We start from the raw sequence: 20,543 nt of genomic DNA on the forward strand, positions 1-20,543 counted from the left end.
CTTCACTCCATATTTTTATTGGTGAATAATTGCAGCGCCGTCTCGATGAAGAGCTTCACCGCAATAGATGAATCCTCCAGCGATTGGACGGCGATATGGATGTCGCGGTAGGCATCCGGGGACAGCTCTCGTACGATTACGCCCGAGGGTATTGAGATTAGCGACAGCTCGGACATAATGCTAACGGCCAATCCTTCCTTGACCATGTTCAATGCGGTGGCGAAATTGCTCACCACATACTTGGGGTTCAGTGTGCTGCCGCTGCGGCGGAACAGGTCCTCTACCGGCGGTTCGTAACCAGCTCTGCAGATTAGCAGAGTTTCCTCCTGAAGATCACTTACATGAATAATTTTTTGTTTGCCAAGCGGGTTATCCTCCTGCACCACACCGAACAATTGCTCACGGAAGAGGGGGAAGGTCTCAAAATCTCCAATGGGAGGCAGGATCAATCCGACATCAATAAAGCGGGAATCCAGCCAGTCCTTAACCTCAGTGACAGAGCCTTCGTACATTTCAATCTCCACACCGGGATATTGTAAGGCGATTGAACGGATAATCTTTGGGAAAAAATAAGCGGCAGCCACGGGAAAAGCGCCAATGCGGATTCGGCCTTTCTCGAGGCCCTTCTCCAGAGCGATCTCCTGATTAACTTTGTCGAAGCCGGCCAGAATTTCACGAAAGAGAACAAGGACACGCTTTCCTACATCGGTAAGCGCCAGACCGTTGCGCCGGTCACGGAGCAGGAGCTTCACATCTAGCTCTTCTTCCAGCGTTGAAATGGCCCGGCTGACAGCGGGCTGGGTCATGTTTAGCTCTAATCCGGCTTTAGTGAAGCTGCCGCTTTCGGCGATTTTAACGAATAAGCGAATCTGATTGTTGTTCATATCATTTTTGATATGCCCCTTATGATTAATATTTATTTCTATTATGAGTATGATTATTGTATCATTTGACATGAAGCCGATTCAAGGAGATGAAACCTACATCTATGCAGAAGAAAAATATACTGCTGCTCTTATTTCTTGTTATTGTTTGGGGCGTTAACTGGCCCTTGTCCAAGATTGCACTGGCCTACGCGCCACCCTTGCTGTTCGCAGGGATTCGCACGCTGATTGGCGGTGTGCTGCTCATACTGCTCGCTCTACCCAGATGGAAGAGCCTGCGCTTTAAAGAGCTGTGGCCGATCTATCTTGTCTCTGCCATTCTCAGCATTGTCTTCTACTATGGCTTTCAGACCATTGGGCTACAATATGTGCCGGCCGGTCTGTTCTCTTCGATTGTTTTTTTGCAGCCAGTCCTGCTAGGAATCTTCTCCTGGATGTGGCTGGGGGAGAGCATGTATGCACTCAAAATTGCCGGACTGATGCTGGGTTTCATCGGAGTAGCCTCCCTGAGCGTCGGCGGATTTACAGGCAGCATTTCCCCTTGGGGCATTCTTCTCGCCCTTGCCAGTGCGTTAAGCTGGGCATTTGGCACGATCTATATGAAGCTGCGGTCTGCCCGTGTAGATACGCTATGGATGACCGCCATGCAGATTACGATCGGCGGACTGATCCTGACGGTTTCGGGGTCCGTGACTGAACGTTGGGGAGATATTGTGTGGAATGGTGCTTTTATTGCCGATACCTTGTTCATTTCGATTTTTGTGATCGCGATAGGCTGGGTCGTGTACTTCAAGCTGATTAATGAAGGGGAGGCGGGCAAGGTAGGTTCGTTCACCTTCTTGATTCCGTTAATCTCGATTGGCACCAGTGTAATTTTCCTTAAAGAACAAATCACGCTTAACCTAGTCATCGGACTGCTGCTAATTGTGTGTAGTATTGTCCTGGTGAATGTGAAGTTCAGGCGTTCGGCCAAACTGTCGGCTAACTGATCAAGACCATATGCCTTATATTGAATAGTAAAAGGAGATCCCTGCTGACAATGCTGCAAGGGACCTCCTTTTCTTTTTATTTCATTTATTGTCGGCGCTGTAGCGTCTGTGGTGTGATCACGGCGTTCTCCAGCAATCCGGTAACCTCTTCTGAGTAGCCGCCAACACTGATTCTGCCGCCGCTCATTTTGTGCAGAACAAGTCTCTTTCCGGCCTTCAGGACGGAGTTGGTTTCACTTGTCCCGCCAACCGTCTGCGCGGTGATGGCACCTGTGGCCTCTAAATTGGAGTCCTCGCAGACCGCATTGCGGCTTGTGTAGGCAATGTCTCCATCGGACTGCAGATTGCTTTGCCGAGTACCCTTCCCATAAATGGTGATGTTGCCACCAGATTGAATGATGCTATTGTCGCTATAGGGCAGATCAATTCGGACTTTGCTCTCCAGCATAACCGTAATGCCGTTGTACATATCCTTTAGCAGCTTCAGGAAGGATTCCACAACCGCATCATTCAACATCCCGATAAATTGATCCGGCTGCAAAAAGACCTCGAGCAATCGTTTCAACTGTTTTATATCCTGAGGGTAGGAATGCTTGATATCGGAGAGAACATGCAGAAGCTCGGGGATCAGAATCGCAAATCGTTTATATTTGGTATCAAGCAAAAGCTGAATGACCTGGCCGTAATTCACAGGCTGTTGGCGGTTTTCTAACTTTTTGGCCAACACCTTGGCTGCCTTCCGTAGCAGATTGCCTTCCTCTAGGATCTGTTTTGACAGATGGTAGAGTCGGTTATTCAAAACTCCATGATATCCCGAATACAGTCTGCTCTCCACCACATCGCCATGTATCCAAATACTCCCGGTTGCAACGATGGTCGCATTCTTCACGTTTCCGTAAATATAGACATTTCCAATCGCTTCAATAATCATCTGCTCTTCCACATCGCCGTGAACAGCAACGTCCCCCGGGAATACGATGTGGCCGGTCTCAGGATTGACATTCCCCAGAACCCTGTGCGCTGCGGCAATGTCAAAGGTTCTGCCCTTCACTCCTGTCAGGCGGGGTCTGCCTGTACGAAGCGCCATGACCTTCAGACCGGATATAAGCTGTGTATGCTCCTTGGCTATAAGCTGGAAATCCTCAGGTGGGGCAGCAGGCAGCAGATGTCCATACACATCATATCCGGGAACCCCTTCGATGGGTGGATGCTTGATAGCTACGATGTCGCCCTCTTGGACTTCTGGGATGTCCGGGTAATTCTGCTCTTCCTGTCCACTCACGTTTCTATGGAAGATTTCTGCGGTCAGGGCTTCCTCGGAAAAAGGGATCTCGATTCTTGCATTGATCGCGGGTTTGGGCGCGGTACCTTCCGCTACACGGACAGGCCGTCCGGTAGGGTGGTTCAATGCCTCGTAAATCGCTGGAATATTGAGATTCTGGGAGATGGATTTTTTGTCAAAGTCGGCAAGGACCTGTTCGATGCGGACTGTAGACAGCAGGGCTTTCTTGTCCTGCTCCGCACTAACCGCAATGTTATTCGTGGCTGCACAATCCTTCAGGCGCCAGGCGTACTGTTCCAACCGTCGCAGGGTAAGGAAAGCCGATAACTTGTCTTCGGAGACTGTAATCTCATACGGTGCGGGCTCTTCAATCTCCCACTCCAGGCGGTCGGATGACAATACTTCGGTAGGGGCAGTAATGATCTGCCGGTTCTTCCTAAGGACAACGGGAGGAACGGGAGAGATGACAGCAGGTTTGCCGCCAGATAAAGGTGAGGTGATGAAAAATTGATTATTTTGAATAATGATGATGCCGTCCTTATTGTTCGTGTCGTCCAGTGGTAGAGATTGTGGAGCACTATTCAAGATTTGTTCGGAGGGCTCTATCGGCAATGGCCGGGCAAATTCTTTTACGTCATTTCGATTAGGGTGTTGCGACATTCTGTTACCTCGCTTCTTTGTATAATCAAAGGCATCTGTACATAGAGAGCACCGGGTTAAGATGCGATATCCGCTAGGGATATCCGCCATGCAGGCGTCTAATTGGCAGCCTGGCAACCATAAATGCAGCTTGTGCATTCTTAGGCCCATTGCTTTGCGTCCTACCCTTTCGAATAGTTTGCCTTTAAAAATGGATCAATGATGTATACTCAGCATCAGGCACTTTAATCGACTAAAATCGACAAAAAAAGAAGGCGCCGGTACGTCGTATATATAAAATTGTCGGCATTAAATCCTTTTAATTTTAGTGCTAAAGTAACGAATTGACAATATAAAATAAATAAATTCACCCAGACCGTCCACATGTAAAAGAGAGGCGTCTAAGCCGGATGGCCCGGGACGTCTCTCATGGGATCAAATAGTCCACAGAAGTACCTATATATTCCACATTTCCTTAATTATAACGCGTAAGATGGTTTTAGTAAAATAAAAGGACGCTCCCGTTTATAGCTTTTGGGAGAGTCCTTTTTTCATGTAATGAATACCTTGTGCGATATTGGTCTTGGCCTCATGCGGTACAACTGAACAGGTGGCATATTCCGCCCGCTCCACCTCTTCCAGCACCCGGTTCAAGTGGGAGAACACTGCACCGAGATCGCGCATGGCTGTCAGAGGGCAATGTCTCTGAAGCTCTGAGAAGCAAGAGAGCTGTAATTCCCGTGCATGGCGCAGGGCGTCTGGGAGGGAACGGGTGCACTCGATATCGGACAGGGTCTTCGTTCCGTACAGTGCGATGCAATCCGCGGTGGCTTCCAGCGAACCAGCCAGCCCTTCTGCAGCTGCATAATGCGGTGGAAGCAGAGCAATCTCATCGGCAATTTCCTTCACATAGGCATGAACGGTTTTCAGATGAGTAGTAGCTGTGCTCAGCTTGTGCAATTCATTACGGCATTGGTAATGGGATAGTGTGTAGTGAATCTCTTTCTGTTGCTTGCGGCTTCGTGTCAGCAGCTCCCCGGCTTGTTTCGATACGGCTTTGCCCTTCTCCGTACTTTGTTCTCCGGCGGCAAGTCCTCTCAGTGCATCTGCGAGCAGCAGGCTTCCTTCAAGTGCCAAGGCTTTTACCTTGACGAACCCCTTCGGCGGAACGATAATCATATTGATGAGGACGGCAATCAGTACGCCGATGAAGGTTTCGAATATTCTAGAGACTACATAATCGTTTTGATAGAAGGAAAGGGCCATAACAGAGGTGACGCCTACTTGGGTCACGGCCTGAATATTCACGCGGCAGGCGGTGGCGATGCCAATGCCGATGAGCAGCATAAGCAGGATAGAGAGCCCGCTTATGTCAAAGAACTTACCGACGATCAGAGCGACGATCCCGCCAAGAATGATGCCGAGGAGCCGGTAGATTCCTTTTTCTACAGAGCCCTTAACAGTACCTTGGGTAATCAGAATGGCAGCTAGCGGAGCAAAGTACAGATAATGATTGCTATAAAGACTGTGCACCACCACCCAAGAGAGCGATGCAGCTAGCGTCACACGTATCATATATAGGGAAAAACCAAATTTCTCAAGGCGGTCCAGTAACCCCTCGTTCATGTTCTTCATCTTCTTTCGCAAAAATAGGAAAACATCAATTAACTTTCATCCGTTTTCATTATATCACCTCATTTTTGACGAAAATCCTGATAAGTTTTACGAAGTTGTTAAGTTTCTGGGGGATGTTAACAATCTAAGCTATCGCATAAGGGGAAGCTATCTATTATGCTATACCTATATGGAGTGTCGAACGAAAGGAGGAATTGTCGCTTATCCGCACTGGGCATGCCGATATCGATTGTTCCCCGCAGGAAGCGGGTAAAATAGGATTGTATTACTAAAGGCAGGGAGGTTGTTAGCTATAGCTACCCAGGAAGGCACTATTATTTCTTTTGAGAAGGTAACGAAGCAATACGACGATGAAGAGGCTGTGCTCAAAGAGGTCAGTTTCGAGATTGAGCGGGGCAAATTTTATACATTGCTGGGTCCGTCCGGTTGCGGTAAAACGACGATTCTGCGGCTGATTGCAGGCTTTGCAGAGGCGACAAGCGGCTCGATCATACTGAACGGCCAGGTGATTAACCACATTCCTGCCAACGAGCGGCAGGTCAACACAGTATTTCAGGACTATGCTTTGTTCCCGCACCTGAATGTGTTCGAGAATGTGGCGTTTGGTCTGCGCATCAAGAAGATGAAGAAAGATGTCATCACGCAAAAGGTACAGGAGGCGCTGGGCTTTGTGAACCTTGCAGGCTACGAACAGCGGGCCATTAACGAAATGTCCGGCGGTCAGCGGCAGCGCGTAGCCATCGCCCGTGCCATCGTCAACGAGCCACAGGTCTTGCTGCTGGACGAGCCCTTGTCGGCGCTGGATTTGAAGTTGCGGACGGAGATGCAGTACATTTTGCGAGAGATGCAGCAGCGACTGGGGATCACGTTTATCTTCGTCACGCACGATCAGGAAGAAGCACTGGCGATGTCGGACTGGATCTTTGTCATGAACAAGGGCAAAATCGAGCAGAGCGGCACACCGCACGATATTTATGATGAACCGATTAACCGTTTCGTGGCTGACTTCATTGGCGAATCCAATATTGTTCCGGCGGTTATGATCGAAGATTACCTGGTGGAGATCAACGGGCGCCATTTTGAGTGTGTCGATGCTGGGCTACGCCCAAATGAGTCCGTAGAGATCGTCATTCGCCCAGAAGACTTGGAAATTACGACTCTGGAGCAAGGCAAGCTGCGCGTGCGCGTCGATTCCCAGCTGTTCCGGGGTGTGCATTATGAGATCAGCTGTTATGACGAGTCCGGGCATGAATGGCTGGTCCATTCCACACGTCAAGCTACTGTCGGCAGTGAAATTGGCCTTTATTTCGATCCTGAAGCGATTCATGTTATGCGATTCGGGGAAACGGAGGAAGAGTTCGACAGACGTCTGGAAGCTTACGGCGAGGTGGAGAGTCATGAACAATAAGGGCCGGTCGTTCTATCTCATCCCTTATTATTTGTGGATTGCCTTGTTTGTTATTGCTCCGGTATTGCTAGTCATCTACTATTCTCTGTTTGATCTGGACGGTCATTTGACGCTGGACAATTACGTGAATTTCTTTACACCTGTATATTTGAAAATGACGCTGACCTCCTTCTGGTACGCGTTTCTGATCACACTATTCTCGCTGCTGGTCGCCTATCCGGCGGCTTATCTGCTGACGAGAACGAAGCATAAGCAGCTGTGGCTGCTGCTGATTATTTTGCCGACCTGGATTAATCTGCTGCTGAAAACATATGCTTTCATCGGGATCTTCGGCACCTTCGGACCGATCAATAACCTGTTCGATGTGCTTGGGATCGGTGAGCAGCAAATTTTGTTCACGGGCTTCAGCTTTGTGTTCGTGTCGGTCTACATCTTTATTCCGTTCATGATTCTGCCGATCTTCAGTGCGCTAGAGGAGCTTAATCTGTCTCTGCTCGATGCCGCGCGTGATCTGGGAGCGTCCGGCTGGACAACCTTCCGGCGGGTGGTCTTTCCACTGACGATTTCGGGTGTGCGTTCTGGCTGTATGGCGGTATTCATCCCGGCGCTATCTCTGTTTATGATTACGCGCCTCATCGCCGGTAGCCGGGTCATTACGCTCGGTACCGCGATTGAGCAGCACTTTTTGGTTACACAGGATTGGGGCATGGGCTCCACAGTAGCCGTATTTCTGATTGCGATTATGGCGCTGTTCATGATTCTGTGGGGCGGCGCACGGAAAGGGGTGCAGAGATGAGGAAAAGAAACGGATTCTCGAATCTGTATCTCGTTTTAGTGTTCGCTGTGCTGTATGCACCGATTGTTTATCTGATGTACTACTCGTTCAACAGCGGGGGGACGATGCACAAGTTCGAAGGCTTCACCCTGGAATATTACCGTGAGGTGATTCAGGATACCCGGCTGATCATTATCGTGATCAATACACTGGTCATTGCGCTGCTGTCTTCGGCGATTGCCACGTTGATTGCGACGATTGGTGCGCTGGCCATCTATCGCATCCGTAGCCGCCGGGCGAAGAACACCCTGTTGTCGTTGAACAATGTACTCATCGTGAGCCCAGACGTCATCATCGGGGCTTCGTTTCTGATCTTGTTCACGATTGTCGGGATCAAGCTGGGCTTCATGTCCGTGCTGCTCTCGCACGTGGCCTTCAGTATCCCGATTGCGGTGCTGATGATTCTGCCGCATTTGCAGGAAATGAGCCCTACATTGACCGATGCGGCCCGCGATCTGGGTGCCAGCCGCCGGGATGTACTGACCAAGGTCATTCTGCCGATCATCAAGCCGGGTATTTTTAGTGGATTCTTCATGGCGCTAACCTACTCGCTGGATGATTTTGCGGTTACCTTCTTTGTGACCGGTAATGGATACTCGACCTTGTCGGTTGAGATTTATTCCAGAGCGAGACAGGGCGTATCGTTGTCTATCAATGCGCTCTCGACCTTGATTTTCCTCTTCACCATTCTGCTTGTGGTCGGTTATTACTTCCTGACAACTCGCAAGAACCGCACAGCCGCTCCGGTTGCAGAATCGGTGTCAGAAGCGGGGGTGCCTAGATGAAACAGTTGGTTAATGCTTTTCTCGCCATTGTCATCGTCGCTTTTGGCTTGATGTATCTGGGGTCATGGATGAACTCCAACCAGGGCTACACGGGAAAAAACACGCTGACCATCTACAACTGGGGCGATTATGTTGATCCCGCCATGCTGAAGGAGTTCGAGAAAGAGACCGGGATTACGGTCATTTACCAGACCTTTGATTCCAACGAAGCGATGCTGACCAAGGTAGAGCAGGGGGGAACGACCTTTGATGTCGTGATTCCTTCGGATTATGCCATTTCGAAGATGAAGGAAGAGAACCTACTGCTGCCACTGGATCACAGTAAAATCCCGAATCTCGTTAATATCGATCCACGGTTCATGAATCTGTCGTTTGATCCGGATAATCTTTATTCCGTTCCCTATTTCTGGGGAACAGTCGGGATTATCTTCAACCCGGAGATGACGAAGGGGATGGATTTCAGCAGCTGGGATTCCCTGTGGGACAGCCGTCTGAAGAATAACATTTTCCTCGTGGATGGGGCACGTGAGGTCATGGGCATGGCGCTGAACAGCCTGCACTACTCCGTTAACGATACCAACGAGGAACACTTGCAGGAAGCGCTGACCAAGCTAAACAAGCTGTCGCCGAACGTGAAGGCCATCGTCGGGGACGAGATCAAAATGCTGCTGGCGAACGAAGAAGCCGCAGTAGGTATCGTCTGGTCAGGCGACGCCTCGGAGATTATGGGCGACAATGACAAGCTGGACTTCGTTGTGCCGAAGGAAGGGTCGAACAAATGGTTCGACAATATGGTCATTCCGCGTACAGCGGGCAATGTGGAAGGTGCGCACAAGTTCATCAACTTCATGCTGCGTCCTGATGTAGCGGCAAAAAATGCCGAGTACGTCGGCTACTCCACGCCGAACGCTCCGGCGCTGAAGCTGCTGCCGCCGGATGTTTCCGAGGACACTCGCTTCTACCCGCCGCCCGAAATCACAGACCACCTGGAGGTCTACGACAACCTGGGCAAAAAAATGCTCGCCCATTATAACGAGTTGTTCTTGAAGTTCAAGATGAACAAGAAATAATCACCGTCCGTATATGGGGATGGTGAACTAAAGTAATCATCAGTCCTCTTACGAGAAGGCTGATGGACAAAAGAAGCGCCCAACTGCGGAGTACCGCGGTTGGGCGCTTCTTTGGATTGGGGAGCAGGGTTAAGAGGTTTGAGTGTAGTTAGCAACCTGTTATTTTTATTTTCATTAGCCTGAGATTAAGGATGGCACCGGCTTGTTTTAAGAAATTAAAACCGAGTATGCCGTCGATTTCCATGCCATAGTCCATATTTCCGATTTCAACTTGAAAATTATTAAGTGCCGTATCGCCGAGCGTTAAGGAATCTAGAGTTTTAGTGTAAACATACTCGACCCCGCCCACACCTCGAATAATATCAACTACGTCGTTTTCTTCGGGTACCATTCCTATGTCTCTTACAATATCGGCGTTCAGTAGTGTGCTGGCAGATCCAGTATCCAAGAGTACTTTTCCGAGCTGCACTTCTGTCCCCCGAAATGCTACAACGAGGCTAATAAAGGGGAGTTCGTATCTTTCTATAATGTTCATCTTAACCCTCGTATTCCTACATATCTTTCCTTCGCCACCACGCTAGGACGGGAAGTGTGGAAGAAACAATACTCTCGGTGGGGGGCCTCCTTGTGTAACTCACTATATCGTTTCAATGCCTTAGTAGAATCGTCAAAGGATTCAATGACGTCCATCTCTTCAATATAACGGTGCCCTTCCTTTGAATATGCTTTAGTTGCCTCAAGAACGACCCATTCATCGGGAAAACGCTCCTTAATTTCATCCCATCGCATCCTGGACACCTCCGGGTTGGATAATTGCTGTTATTATACCATTTTTCATTACAAAAATATCAGGAAATGCTTCCTCAAATCCCACTATTCTCACCCTTTCATAAACATAAAAAAACGCCCCGAATCCCTTGCTTAAAGGGATCGGGACGTTCTTCGTCTCTTACTGGTCAGTATAGGGTAAATTCCGTTCTCTGACCAGTCTAGTTAATGTGTATTTTGGAGGAGGACTCAAAACCAAACTCAGCGGTTGTTGCCAGGTGAATAGTAACGATGCAGGATCGGAGGATCTTACGATCGCTGATTAAGCCCGTTTCCTGTTTGAACAATGAATATAGGTTTGTGTAGAGCTTTAAGCGCGAAAACACTAATATGTTTTATTTAACCCCCAGCCGCATCCGGTAGCTGATCAACACATCCAGAGTTCTGCCTTGAAAATGCTGCTCAACCGCGGTCTGGAATTCGGTGATATAGTTGTCAAGATCCTTGGAGCCGAGCTTCCACACGGTTTGGATGCCTCCCTGGCTGAGGGCCAGGCCGATATATCGCGCTGCATCACAGGTCTCCTTATTGTGAAATACGATTTCACGAGCGAAGGAGAACAATCCGCTGTTCTTGATGCTGTCCAGGTGGCTCTCTTTACCCCACTTGTGTGCTCTTTCCGATGCTGGTACCAGCGTGTCCAATATCTCATTGGCCTTGTCGATCAAGTTGTTATAGAGAACTTCGACATTGGCTTGCAGAGCTAGCGGCCAATCACAGTCATATGCAGCGAACACACCTCCGTCCCGCAGGACACGGGAGACTTCCTGGAGTGTGCTCACAGGCTCCATCCAGTGAAAGGACTGCGAGCAGGTGACAATGTCTACACTGCCTGTTGCGAAGGGCAATTGGTTGGAATAGCCTTGTACAAAAGATATTGCTGCAGCATCCGACATCTCTGCAAGCTTCTCCTGCGCTTTGCCCAGCATGTCAGGATTTGGCTCAACGCCCAGCACGGCATCTGCGGCATGGTTCCAGATAAAGGTGGACAGTCCGGTGCCACAACCAATATCTGCGACAAGGGCGGGGCGATGCCCGAGGTAAGTGGTAAGCAATTCAGTTACCAGTTGTGGGGCTTCAGGGCGGTAGCGATCATAGTCCTCCTGAAAGCCAAGAAAACGGTCGATATTGGCCTTGCTGTTTCTGGCAGGAATCATAGGGTTCTCCTCCTTGGGGTAAAGTGAGCTCATCTATTCCTGAGTCTATAGTTACTATACACCTTCCTGATTCAATGCAAGAATAGCAGTTTTATTTCGCAAAGTCACATTATTAGGTGGCTTACATATTAAGAATCCCCGGTGCCAAATGGCATGACCGGGGATGGTATGGTTTGTAGAGGGCAGTCCTGTAGATTACCGGTGTTACTGGAGTAATTCCGGGAACAATATAGTTGTATAGGTCCACAATAGCCCTCGGGTGCTACCTGAGCAACCTAGTTGTAGAGGGTTTCACCGTAACTGTCGAAGGCTACCGGAGCAACTCGGGGTCTATTGCCGGAACAAGACCTTCAGCAGCGGCTCGGGTCAGTAAAGATGTGATGGCATCATAGCCACTGTCACCGAGGTTCATGCTAAAGTCGTTGACGTAGAGATCGATATGAGACTTTGCCACTTCCGGGGATAGCTCCTGAGCATGGCTCAGCACGTAATCGCGGGATTCCGTCGGATGATCCCAGGCGTATTGCAGGGAGCTGCGAATCCATCCGGAGATGGCTTCGGCATCCAGGTCGCGGCGAGCGACAATCGCTCCGAGCGGGATTGGAAGTCCAGTATCTTCTTCCCACCAGCTGCCTAGGTCGGTCAAGAGATTAAGACCATAGGAAGAATAGGTGAAGCGTGCTTCGTGAATTACCAGCCCGGCATCGATTTTTCCGTCGCGCACGGCAGGCATGATCTCATCGAAAGGCATGACGACGATCTCTCCCACACCACCTGGAACGTGCTGGGCTGCCCACAAGCGGAACAGCAGATAGGCAGTGGATCGTTCACTAGGTACAGCGATTCTGCGTCCGGCGAGTCCGGCCGGACGTCTTACCGCGAGCGGTCCGTTGCCGGTCAGCACTAGTGGTCCGCAGCCGCGGCCCAGCGCGCCACCACAGGGCAGAAGGCGGTATTTCTCCAACACCCAAGGCAGGGCGGCGTAGGAGATTTTGAGTACTTCCGGTCCAGTGCCGTCGGCAGCGAGTCCGTTTGTAATGTCGATATCGGCGTACATCACATTCAGTGCCGGGGCATCCGCCACCAGCCCATGCGCCCAGGCATGAAATACAAAGGTATCATTTGGACAAGGGGAAAATGCAATATTAAGCTCGTTATTCATTACAGCACCTCCTTTAGGATAGCGGCTGCTGCCGCAAGCGCGTCCATCGCTTCGCCGATGGCCCAAGCTGCCCGGTCGCGGGGACCGACCGGGTTCGAAATCGCGCGGAGCTCCAGCACCGGGAGCCCCAGCGCCTGTGCGGCCACGGCAACCCCGTGGCCTTCCATGGCTTCGGCGGCCGCCCCGGGATGGCGCGCCGCAAGAGCGGCGGCCGTCTCTGCCGTGCCGGTCGCCGTGGACACCGTCAGCACAGGACCTGTGCTGACGGTAAGACCGGCCGCTCTCAGCGCGGCCGTAACGACCTCCACCGTGCCGGAATCCGCCGGCACGGTCACGCTGCCGAAGCCAAGCTCGGCAGCACTGCGGAAGCCCTCCGGCGTCTCCGCCCCGAGGTCGGCCGCAATCAGCTCGCTGGCAATCACCAGCGAGCCTACCGGGGCCACCCCCGGGAACCCGCCGCCGATCCCGGCGTTGATCACGCAGCCGTAGGAGCCGGCTGCCAGGGCCGCGGCGGTACCCGCCGCAGCGGCTGCGGTGCCCGCGCCCGCAGCCACTACGTGGAACCTACTGCTGCCCTGCAGTCCGCGCAGGATGGCGTCGCGTTCTGCCGCGACCGCAGTCACGATCAGTACACGCCGCTCAGCCTGCCCCGCGGCGTCATTTGGTGTAGCAGATGTCATGAGTAGGCCTCCTTAAAAACGAAAAGTAATATAGTGGTATTTGTTAAGAAATGAAGAGGCTTACATTTTAGATATTCGTAAGACAAAGAATACGCCGTTTTGCGAGCCAGGTCAATTCGGACAAAATTCCCACGGAAGATTGTTGACAATGGTAAGGATGGGGTATATATTTATCTTAAATTAAAGATAATTAACTTAAAGACAAATGCACTTTCATTCGAAGCAATTTCATAATGCGGATTTCAATCCGAATAGGTATGATATCTAGTTATACCCAAATCATGTACAACTAGATATCGATGATTAGACGCTCACTTATGGATTTATGAAATTGATTCATTCATAAAGTAATTACGGGGAGGTGGAAACCCATGAGCATTGAACAAGAGCCTTTACAAGGAAATGCGAACGGAGCAGAGCAGGAACGGGATGAAGCATCTTCCCTGAAATTGTTCGTTGTCCTCTCCAAAGCCTATAAGACCTTAATGGATCTGGCAGTGAAGGATATGAAGAGTCACGGCTTGTCTTCCGCTGAATTTATGATTCTGGAAGTACTGTATCACAGAACCCGCATTCCGCTGCAGCAGATCGGAGAGAAGATTCTGGTGACTAGCGGCAGTATTACGTACAATATCGACAAGCTGGAGAATAAGGGCTTGCTGAAGCGTGTTCCGTGCAGCGACGATCGGCGGGTAACCTATGCTGAGATTACAACTGCAGGCCGGGAGCTATTCGATAATATCTTTCCGCTTCATGTTTCTTCCCTGCATCGTTTGATGGGCGGATTAAATACGGAAGAGAAGGAACAAGCAACCGAACTACTGAAGAGACTTGGCAAAGGCGTATAGGGCGGCAATGAACTGCTGTCCTTGCCTAAAGGCCGGTAACAATAGTGTTAGGAGCAAAGAAATCGATCTAAACAAGAAGGACTTAATTTTTTTGCCTAATATCTTAATGTTAAGATAATTAAATCAAAGAGAATGGAGTGGGGTAAAAATGGTTAGCGTAGGCTTATTGTTGCTCAGACTGGTGATCGGGATTTCTTTCATCGGACATGGTAGCCAAAAGCTGTTTGGCTGGTTCGGAGGTTATGGCCCCAAGGGAACCGGAGGTTGGATGGAGTCCATCGGCATGAAGCCTGGTGTAGCCATGGCGGTGCTGGCGGGAGTGATGGAACTGGTTGGCGGAGTGCTGTTCACCTTCGGGCTGCTGACTCCGCTAGCTTCGGCGCTGATTATTGCCACCATGTTTGGAGCGATTGTGAAGGTTCACGCGCCGAACGGGTTCTGGGCAACGGCGGGCGGGATTGAGTTTCCATTGACCCTGCTGGTAGTTGCCGCCGGAGTGGCTCTGACCGGGGCCGGATCGATTTCACTTGACGCACTGTGGTTTAACTAAGAGAGGGGTAGATCAATATGACATTACGAAGCGCAGGTATTCATCATATTACAGCTTTTGTGGGCGACGTGCAGCGGAATGCTGACTTTTATGCTGGTATTCTCGGACTGCGGCTGGTGAAAAAAACAATCAATTTCGATGCACCTGAGGTGTACCACCTCTATTTCGGGAACGAAAGCGGGTCTCCCGGCACGATTATTACGTTCTTTCCTTGGTCGATGGGCCGTAAGGGGAGAATTGGCGGCGGGCAGGTTGGTGTAACCACCTATGCCATTCCGGTCGGATCGCTGGACTTCTGGGAGCAGCGACTCGCAGCATACCAGATCTCGGTAACCAAAGTCAGTCGAATCTCCGAATCCTACTTGTCCTTTGCTGACTACGACGGTCTGCGAATTGAGCTTGTGGAGCGTGAAGAGGGCCCGCTTAGCACCTGGTCCTTTGGCGGTGTTCCTGCTGAACACGCTATCAAGGGCTTTGGCGGGGCGGTCCTGTACAGCACAGAGCCAGCTAAGACAGCGGATACGCTGTCCCGTACACTGGGTATGGAAGTCATTGCGGAAGGTGACGGTTATATCCGCTTCAGGGCAGCAGGGGAAATCGGCAATATTATTGATCTGAAGGCAGAGCCTGTACCGCATGGCTCGGGAGGCACAGGAACGGTACATCATATTGCCTGGCGGGCCAGTGATGATGCCGAACAGCTTGCCTGGAGTCATCTTGTGCAGAGCCACGGCTACCAGCCAACGCCTGTCCAGGACCGCCAGTACTTCAACGCTATTTACTTCCGTGAAGAAGGCGGTATCCTGTTTGAGATTGCGACCGACCCTCCTGGATTTGCCCGCGACGAGGACCCGGACGCGCTAGGTGAGAAGCTGATGCTCCCTGCCTGGTACGAGCCGCATCGTGCAGCGATTGAAGCTAATTTGCAGCCGTTTGACATTCGAGAGATTGGAGTGAGACCAAGATGATACATGTATTTCGTAAGGGGACAGATGAGACGCAGCCCGTAATGGTTATGTTCCACGGAACCGGAGGTGATGAGCAGGATTTGCTGCCGCTGGCAGAATTGCTCTCCCCAGGTTCATCCGTGCTCGGCATCCGTGGCAATGTGCTCGAGAACGGGATGCCCCGTTTCTTCCGGCGGTTGTCCGAAGGGGTATTCGATGAAGAAGATCTGATCTTCCGCACGCAGGAGCTTAAGCAGTTCCTGGACGAGGCGGCAGTCAAGTACGGGTTCTCAGTCGACAATGTGGTTGTCGTTGGTTATTCCAATGGCGCCAATATTGCCGGAAGCCTGCTGTTCCACTATGGAAAGGCCTACCGGGCCGCAGTACTGCTGCACCCAATGGTGCCGTTGCGGGGTCTTGAGCTGGCGGATATGAGCGGTCTTCCGGTCTTCATCGGAACATCGATGAATGATCACATGGTTCCGGCGCATGAGAGCCGGGAGCTGGAAGAACTGCTGCAGGGCGCAGGTGCAGTTGTGAATACGTATTGGGGCAATCAGGGGCACCGTCTGAATGTGGAAGAGGCGGAAGCGGCCAGGGACTGGCTGAAGCTTCAATAAGCCTATTGGGGCTGCGTGTGTACAGCGACAGCGGACAACTACATTTTCAAACAAGTTCGGCGTATTGAATGAATTCAAAGGGTAATAGAGAGCAGAAACAGTATATCCATTTGCTAATCTCGGCAGGGCGATGGACGTGCGCGTTATCTGCTCTTTCTGCTGTAATAAATGTTATATTGGTAGTAGCGGATAGAGCGACACACTCATGCTAGGAAAGGGGCAGCGCCCATGTCCATTGAGGGACAGACTGTTTTACCTGCTATCCGAAAGATGAAGCATCTGGAGAAGCTATTGCAATCCTCCTACGAATATATTGTGCTGCTCGAGAGTCATATCGGGCAACTGAAGGACATTGTTGATCTGGCAAAATCGCACCGGAAAAAGCTGCTGCTGCATATGGATTTGGTAGAGGGATTGAAGAATGATGAGGCCGCCGCAGATTTTCTATGCCAGAGCATCAAGCCTGCAGGTTTGATCTCAACCCGAGCCAATGTGATCCTCAAAGCAAGGCAAAACGGCTTGCTGGCCATTCAGCGGGTATTTCTGCTGGACTCCAGCGCTCTGGACAAAAGCTATGCTCTGCTAGAACGGACACAGCCCGATTATATTGAGGTGCTTCCGGGTGTCATCCCGGGCCTCATCACAGAAGTGAGGGAGCGTACAGGTATCCCGATTTTTGCTGGCGGCTTGATCCGTACGGTGGACGATGTGGAGAAAGCATTGGCAGCAGGGGCAACCGCTGTGACGACTTCCCAAATGGATCTGTGCCGGCATTACGCGAAGAAAAAATGAATCTGGGGGTGCAGCATGGACAAAAAGTATATTCTGGCCTTGGACCAAGGCACGACCAGCTCAAGAGCCATTCTATTTGATCGTACAGGTACGATTATTCATATTGCCCAGCAGGAATTCAAGCAGCATTTTCCCCAACCTGGCTGGGTGGAGCATGATGCCAATGAGATCTGGATCTCCATTCTGGCGGTCATCTCGTCATTGTTCACCGAGACGGCGATTTCTCCGGAAGAGGTTGCCGCCATCGGGATCACCAATCAGCGGGAGACGACTGTAGTTTGGGATCGAACCACAGGGATGCCGGCGTATCATGCAATCGTCTGGCAGTCCAGACAAACAACAGAGATTTGCGAAGAACTCAAGGCTCAGGGTCATGAAGAAGTCTTCAAACAGAAGACGGGGCTGCGTCTCGACGCGTACTTCTCGGGCACAAAGGTAAAGTGGATTCTGGACCATGTTCCGGGCGCGCGGGAGAAGGCAGAACGCGGAGATCTGCTGTTCGGGACGATGGACACTTGGTTAATCTGGCGACTGACCGACGGAAGCACTCATGTTACCGATTACTCTAATGCATCACGAACGCTGATGTACAACATCCACGAGTTGCAGTGGGATGAGGAGCTCTTGGCGCTGCTGAATATTCCGCGCTCCATGCTGCCAGAAGTCCGGTCGTCCTCCGAAGTCTATGGCTATACGAACCGGCAGCATTTTTTCAATGCCGCTGTACCGATCTCGGGCGCTGCGGGTGACCAACAGGCCGCATTATTCGGGCAGACCTGCTTTGAGCAAGGGACCGCGAACAATACATACGGCACCGGGGCGTTTATGCTGATGCATACCGGAGAGCAGGCGATTACCTCAGGGAATGGATTGCTGACCACGATTGCCTGGGGATTGAACGGGAAGGTCGAGTACGCGCTGGAGGGCAGCATCTTTGTCGCTGGATCGGCGATTCAGTGGCTTCGTGACGGGCTGCGGATGATCAAGAATGCCGCAGTTAGCGAAGAATACGCTTCGCGGGTGAATTCAACAGAAGGCGTCTACGTGGTACCTGCCTTTGTTGGCCTGGGCACGCCGTATTGGGACAGTGAGGTCCGGGGTTCGGTATTCGGCCTGACACGAGGTACCTCGAAGGAGCATTTGATCCGTGCGACTTTGGAATCGCTGGCTTACCAGACCCGTGATGTACTTGCGGCCATGGAGGAGGATTCCGGTATTTCGCTTAAGAAGCTGCGGGTGGGAGGTGGCGCGGCCCGAAATAACTTCCTGATGCAGTTCCAGAGCGATATGCTGGGTGTTACGGTAGAGCGGCCAGTGATTAGCGAGACCACGGCGCTTGGAGCGGCGTATCTCGCGGGGCTAGCTGTAGGGTTCTGGCAGGATCAAGATGAGATTTCTGCCTTATGGCAGATTCAGCGCGCCTTCGACAGAACGATGGACGAAGGGGCAGCAGATGCTCTGTACAGTGGATGGAAAAAAGCGGTGCGTGCCGCACAGGCTTTTCACTAAAAAGTAGGCATGGTATACTTACCTCAACAAGTTAATACAATAGGTTGGAGAACTGGAGAAACCACAACAGCCGCTGCGCAAGATATCGCAGCCGGCATGTTTGTGGTTTTTTTTTGCAAATATAAGAATTTATATGTTTTACAGTGTAAATCATCCTTATATTTCTCGCTGTAACGGATGCCGCCTCTTAGAGGACGGCAAGCCGTTTCTACTTGTATGGGAGGAAACAGACATGGGAACTTTTTCGGCAGGCAAACGGGATCAATATCTGAAGCAAATGACGGAACAGGAATGGGATGTATTGGTGATCGGGGGAGGCATCACAGGTGCGGGAATTGCTTTGGACGCACAGACCCGCGGCCTGCGGACTGTCCTTTTGGAGATGCAGGATTTTGCCGGGGGTACTTCTAGCCGCTCGACCAAGCTTGTACATGGCGGACTCCGCTATTTGAAGCAGTTGGAGATTGGGGTGGTGGCAGAGGTGGGCAAAGAGCGGGCGATTGTTTACGAGAATGGGCCTCATGTCACTACGCCGGAATGGATGCTGCTGCCGATTTACGAGGGGGGTACCTTCGGGAAAATCTCGACATCCTTTGGACTCCGAGTCTACGACTATTTGGCCGGTGTCAAGAAGGGAGAGCGCCGAACGATGCTGAGTGCCGGGGAGACACTGAGCAAAGAGCCGCTGCTGAGGCAGCAAGGTCTTAAGGGCGGGGGCTATTATGTGGAGTATCGGACGGACGATGCCCGTCTGACGATTGAAGTATTGAAGGAGGCTGTGAGGCACGGGGCGCTGGCTGTGAACTACGCCAAGGTGGAACAGTTTATTTATGATAATAAGCAGTTGGCGGGTGTTGAAGTATTAGATCAGTTCAGCGGACGTTCTTATGAGCTTCGTGCGAAGCATATCATTAATGCCGCCGGACCTTGGGTAGATACCCTGCGGGAGAAGGACCATTCCAAAGAGGGTAAAATGCTGCATTTATCCAAGGGCGTTCACCTGGTGTTCGACCAGAGGCGTTTTCCGCTGAAGCAGGCGATTTACTTTGATACTCCGGATGGGCGCATGATGTTCGCGATCCCGCGGGACAACAAAACTTATGTTGGGACGACCGATACAAATTATAAAGGCGATCTGATAAATCCGCTGGTTACTGAAGCTGATAGGGTATATATCCTTCAGGCGGCCAATGAGATGTTCCCCGGCATGAAGCTGACGGACGATGATGTGGAATCCAGCTGGGCAGGATTGCGTCCTCTGATACATCAAGAGGGTAAAAGCCCGTCCGAGATTTCCCGCAAGGATGAAATTTTTGTCTCGGCCTCAGGTTTGATCTCTATGGCTGGAGGCAAGCTGACCGGCTACCGCAAAATGGCGGAGACGGTGGTGGATTTGGTCGCAAAGCAACGGAGCGCTGCCGGACTTAATGCTATTTCTGGATGCCAGACTGTGCACATGCCGATCTCCGGCGGTGATGTCGGGGGCTCCATTCAATATAAGAACTTTGTGCAGGAACGTATTCCGGAAGGAACGAGACTGGGGCTATCGCCGCTTGAGGCGGAGCAACTGGTACGGAGATACGGTTCTAACATCGGCGAAGTTTATGCGTTAATGGAGAAGCACGATCTTGAAGCAGAGTCGGCAAGACTGCCGGTATCCTTGCTGGCTGCTCTTCTGTATTCAATAGAAGAGGAAATGACGCTGAAGCCGGTGGACTTTTTTATCCGCCGCACGGGTGCGCTTTTCTTCAATATAGCCTGGGTAGTGGAATGGAAGGATGAAGTAATTGCCTATATGGAAAAATATTTCGGATGGACGACAGAATTGACGGCTCAGTATGCCCAGGAATTAAATGACCGGTTGGCCGAGGCGATTCAGGCTGCGGATGCTTAAGCACAAAAATCGTTGAATTCTACCCCTCC

General features: G+C 51.1%; 20 protein-coding genes and 1 riboswitch. Of the genes, 12 read left to right on the forward strand and 8 right to left on the reverse strand.

What is annotated here, in order from left to right:
- Window positions 1–2: 2 nt before the first annotated feature.
- Window positions 3–884, reverse strand: coding sequence for a LysR family transcriptional regulator (locus ACFORK_RS11810; protein ID WP_379198972.1), 882 nt, complete (start codon window positions 882–884; stop codon window positions 3–5).
- Between the two features lie 89 nt (window positions 885–973).
- Between ACFORK_RS11810 and ACFORK_RS11815 the strand changes: the two genes are divergently transcribed.
- Complete coding sequence (locus ACFORK_RS11815; protein WP_379198974.1) at window positions 974–1,873, forward strand: DMT family transporter; 900 nt, start codon at window positions 974–976, stop codon at window positions 1,871–1,873.
- A gap of 85 nt (window positions 1,874–1,958) precedes the next feature.
- Here ACFORK_RS11815 and ACFORK_RS11820 read toward each other — a convergent pair whose 3' ends face one another.
- Window positions 1,959–3,815 carry a flagellar assembly protein A gene (locus ACFORK_RS11820; protein ID WP_379198976.1) on the reverse strand — a complete coding sequence of 619 codons (1,857 nt, stop codon included), beginning with the start codon at window positions 3,813–3,815 and terminating at the stop codon, window positions 1,959–1,961.
- Window positions 3,816–3,916: 101 nt separating this feature from the next.
- A riboswitch (cyclic di-GMP riboswitch) is annotated at window positions 3,917–4,008 on the reverse strand.
- A 311-nt stretch (window positions 4,009–4,319) separates the two neighbouring features.
- A complete protein-coding gene (locus ACFORK_RS11825) occupies window positions 4,320–5,420 on the reverse strand; it encodes an FUSC family protein (protein WP_379198978.1) in 1,101 nt (366 codons plus the stop codon).
- Between the two features lie 292 nt (window positions 5,421–5,712).
- Here ACFORK_RS11825 and ACFORK_RS11830 point away from each other — a divergent pair, with 292 nt between their 5' ends.
- From ACFORK_RS11830 to ACFORK_RS11845, 4 genes are read left to right on the forward strand one after another with little or no spacing between them, the layout of a single operon-like run.
- Window positions 5,713–6,837 (forward strand): ABC transporter ATP-binding protein, encoded by a 1,125-nt coding sequence (locus ACFORK_RS11830; RefSeq protein ID WP_379198980.1) that lies wholly within the window; start codon window positions 5,713–5,715, stop codon window positions 6,835–6,837.
- On the forward strand, window positions 6,827–7,633 hold the full coding sequence (locus ACFORK_RS11835) for an ABC transporter permease (protein WP_379198982.1): 807 nt from the start codon (window positions 6,827–6,829) through the stop codon (window positions 7,631–7,633). The genes ACFORK_RS11830 and ACFORK_RS11835 overlap by 11 nt, the downstream gene beginning before the upstream one ends.
- Window positions 7,630–8,457 carry an ABC transporter permease gene (locus ACFORK_RS11840; protein WP_379198984.1) on the forward strand — a complete coding sequence of 276 codons (828 nt, stop codon included), beginning with the start codon at window positions 7,630–7,632 and terminating at the stop codon, window positions 8,455–8,457. The genes ACFORK_RS11835 and ACFORK_RS11840 overlap by 4 nt, the downstream gene beginning before the upstream one ends.
- Entirely contained in the window at window positions 8,454–9,527 is a 1,074-nt protein-coding gene (locus ACFORK_RS11845; RefSeq protein WP_379198986.1) for an ABC transporter substrate-binding protein, read from the forward strand. The genes ACFORK_RS11840 and ACFORK_RS11845 overlap by 4 nt, the downstream gene beginning before the upstream one ends.
- Before the next feature lie 148 nt (window positions 9,528–9,675).
- Here the strand turns inward: ACFORK_RS11845 and ACFORK_RS11850 are convergent, their stop codons facing one another.
- The 5 genes from ACFORK_RS11850 to ACFORK_RS11870 all read right to left on the reverse strand — a co-directional run bounded on the left by ACFORK_RS11850 (window position 9,676) and on the right by ACFORK_RS11870 (window position 13,354).
- Entirely contained in the window at window positions 9,676–10,062 is a 387-nt protein-coding gene (locus tag ACFORK_RS11850) for a retropepsin-like aspartic protease (RefSeq protein ID WP_379198988.1), read from the reverse strand.
- Complete coding sequence (locus ACFORK_RS11855) at window positions 10,059–10,316, reverse strand: hypothetical protein (RefSeq protein ID WP_379198990.1); 258 nt, start codon at window positions 10,314–10,316, stop codon at window positions 10,059–10,061. The genes ACFORK_RS11850 and ACFORK_RS11855 overlap by 4 nt, the downstream gene beginning before the upstream one ends.
- A gap of 374 nt (window positions 10,317–10,690) precedes the next feature.
- Complete coding sequence (locus tag ACFORK_RS11860) at window positions 10,691–11,512, reverse strand: class I SAM-dependent methyltransferase (protein ID WP_379198992.1); 822 nt, start codon at window positions 11,510–11,512, stop codon at window positions 10,691–10,693.
- A 310-nt stretch (window positions 11,513–11,822) separates the two neighbouring features.
- Entirely contained in the window at window positions 11,823–12,674 is an 852-nt protein-coding gene (locus ACFORK_RS11865) for a 1,4-dihydroxy-6-naphtoate synthase (protein WP_379198994.1), read from the reverse strand.
- Window positions 12,674–13,354, reverse strand: a complete 681-nt coding sequence (locus tag ACFORK_RS11870; protein ID WP_379198996.1) for a futalosine hydrolase — start codon at window positions 13,352–13,354, stop codon at window positions 12,674–12,676. Before ACFORK_RS11870 ends, ACFORK_RS11865 begins: the two co-directional genes overlap by 1 nt.
- A 371-nt stretch (window positions 13,355–13,725) precedes the next feature.
- Between ACFORK_RS11870 and ACFORK_RS11875 the strand changes: the two genes are divergently transcribed.
- The 7 genes from ACFORK_RS11875 (at window position 13,726) to ACFORK_RS11905 (ending at window position 20,514) form a co-directional block, all read left to right on the forward strand.
- On the forward strand, window positions 13,726–14,202 hold the full coding sequence (locus tag ACFORK_RS11875) for a MarR family winged helix-turn-helix transcriptional regulator (RefSeq protein ID WP_379198998.1): 477 nt from the start codon (window positions 13,726–13,728) through the stop codon (window positions 14,200–14,202).
- A gap of 148 nt (window positions 14,203–14,350) precedes the next feature.
- On the forward strand, window positions 14,351–14,752 hold the full coding sequence (locus tag ACFORK_RS11880) for a DoxX family protein (RefSeq protein WP_379199000.1): 402 nt from the start codon (window positions 14,351–14,353) through the stop codon (window positions 14,750–14,752).
- 17 nt (window positions 14,753–14,769) lie between these two features.
- A complete protein-coding gene (locus ACFORK_RS11885; protein ID WP_379199002.1) occupies window positions 14,770–15,720 on the forward strand; it encodes a ring-cleaving dioxygenase in 951 nt (316 codons plus the stop codon).
- Window positions 15,717–16,319: an alpha/beta hydrolase gene (locus ACFORK_RS11890; protein WP_379199004.1), complete on the forward strand. Its 603-nt coding sequence runs from the start codon at window positions 15,717–15,719 to the stop codon at window positions 16,317–16,319. The genes ACFORK_RS11885 and ACFORK_RS11890 overlap by 4 nt, the downstream gene beginning before the upstream one ends.
- A gap of 228 nt (window positions 16,320–16,547) precedes the next feature.
- Window positions 16,548–17,111 carry a glycerol-3-phosphate responsive antiterminator gene (locus tag ACFORK_RS11895; RefSeq protein WP_379199006.1) on the forward strand — a complete coding sequence of 188 codons (564 nt, stop codon included), beginning with the start codon at window positions 16,548–16,550 and terminating at the stop codon, window positions 17,109–17,111.
- A gap of 15 nt (window positions 17,112–17,126) precedes the next feature.
- Window positions 17,127–18,620 carry a glycerol kinase GlpK gene (gene glpK / locus ACFORK_RS11900; protein ID WP_379199008.1) on the forward strand — a complete coding sequence of 498 codons (1,494 nt, stop codon included), beginning with the start codon at window positions 17,127–17,129 and terminating at the stop codon, window positions 18,618–18,620.
- Between the two features lie 232 nt (window positions 18,621–18,852).
- Window positions 18,853–20,514, forward strand: a complete 1,662-nt coding sequence (locus ACFORK_RS11905; RefSeq protein WP_379199010.1) for a glycerol-3-phosphate dehydrogenase/oxidase — start codon at window positions 18,853–18,855, stop codon at window positions 20,512–20,514.
- The last annotated feature ends 29 nt before the right edge of the window (window positions 20,515–20,543 follow it).

This window comes from Paenibacillus sp. GCM10012306 (assembly GCF_042649265.1).
Taxonomy (GTDB): Bacteria; Bacillota; Bacilli; order Paenibacillales; family Paenibacillaceae; genus Paenibacillus_AQ.

Coding starts and splice junctions, on each gene's coding strand:
- ACFORK_RS11810 (WP_379198972.1), bottom strand. CDS start 884: ATGAACAACAATCAGATTCGCTTATTCGTTAAAATCGCCGAAAGCGGC.
- ACFORK_RS11815 (WP_379198974.1), top strand. CDS start 974: ATGAAACCTACATCTATGCAGAAGAAAAATATACTGCTGCTCTTATTT.
- ACFORK_RS11820 (WP_379198976.1), bottom strand. CDS start 3,815: ATGTCGCAACACCCTAATCGAAATGACGTAAAAGAATTTGCCCGGCCA.
- ACFORK_RS11825 (WP_379198978.1), bottom strand. CDS start 5,420: ATGAACGAGGGGTTACTGGACCGCCTTGAGAAATTTGGTTTTTCCCTA.
- ACFORK_RS11835 (WP_379198982.1), top strand. CDS start 6,827: ATGAACAATAAGGGCCGGTCGTTCTATCTCATCCCTTATTATTTGTGG.
- ACFORK_RS11840 (WP_379198984.1), top strand. CDS start 7,630: ATGAGGAAAAGAAACGGATTCTCGAATCTGTATCTCGTTTTAGTGTTC.
- ACFORK_RS11845 (WP_379198986.1), top strand. CDS start 8,454: ATGAAACAGTTGGTTAATGCTTTTCTCGCCATTGTCATCGTCGCTTTT.
- ACFORK_RS11850 (WP_379198988.1), bottom strand. CDS start 10,062: ATGAACATTATAGAAAGATACGAACTCCCCTTTATTAGCCTCGTTGTA.
- ACFORK_RS11855 (WP_379198990.1), bottom strand. CDS start 10,316: ATGCGATGGGATGAAATTAAGGAGCGTTTTCCCGATGAATGGGTCGTT.
- ACFORK_RS11860 (WP_379198992.1), bottom strand. CDS start 11,512: ATGATTCCTGCCAGAAACAGCAAGGCCAATATCGACCGTTTTCTTGGC.
- ACFORK_RS11865 (WP_379198994.1), bottom strand. CDS start 12,674: ATGAATAACGAGCTTAATATTGCATTTTCCCCTTGTCCAAATGATACC.
- ACFORK_RS11870 (WP_379198996.1), bottom strand. CDS start 13,354: ATGACATCTGCTACACCAAATGACGCCGCGGGGCAGGCTGAGCGGCGT.
- ACFORK_RS11875 (WP_379198998.1), top strand. CDS start 13,726: ATGAGCATTGAACAAGAGCCTTTACAAGGAAATGCGAACGGAGCAGAG.
- ACFORK_RS11880 (WP_379199000.1), top strand. CDS start 14,351: ATGGTTAGCGTAGGCTTATTGTTGCTCAGACTGGTGATCGGGATTTCT.
- ACFORK_RS11885 (WP_379199002.1), top strand. CDS start 14,770: ATGACATTACGAAGCGCAGGTATTCATCATATTACAGCTTTTGTGGGC.
- ACFORK_RS11890 (WP_379199004.1), top strand. CDS start 15,717: ATGATACATGTATTTCGTAAGGGGACAGATGAGACGCAGCCCGTAATG.
- ACFORK_RS11895 (WP_379199006.1), top strand. CDS start 16,548: ATGTCCATTGAGGGACAGACTGTTTTACCTGCTATCCGAAAGATGAAG.
- glpK (WP_379199008.1), top strand. CDS start 17,127: ATGGACAAAAAGTATATTCTGGCCTTGGACCAAGGCACGACCAGCTCA.
- ACFORK_RS11905 (WP_379199010.1), top strand. CDS start 18,853: ATGGGAACTTTTTCGGCAGGCAAACGGGATCAATATCTGAAGCAAATG.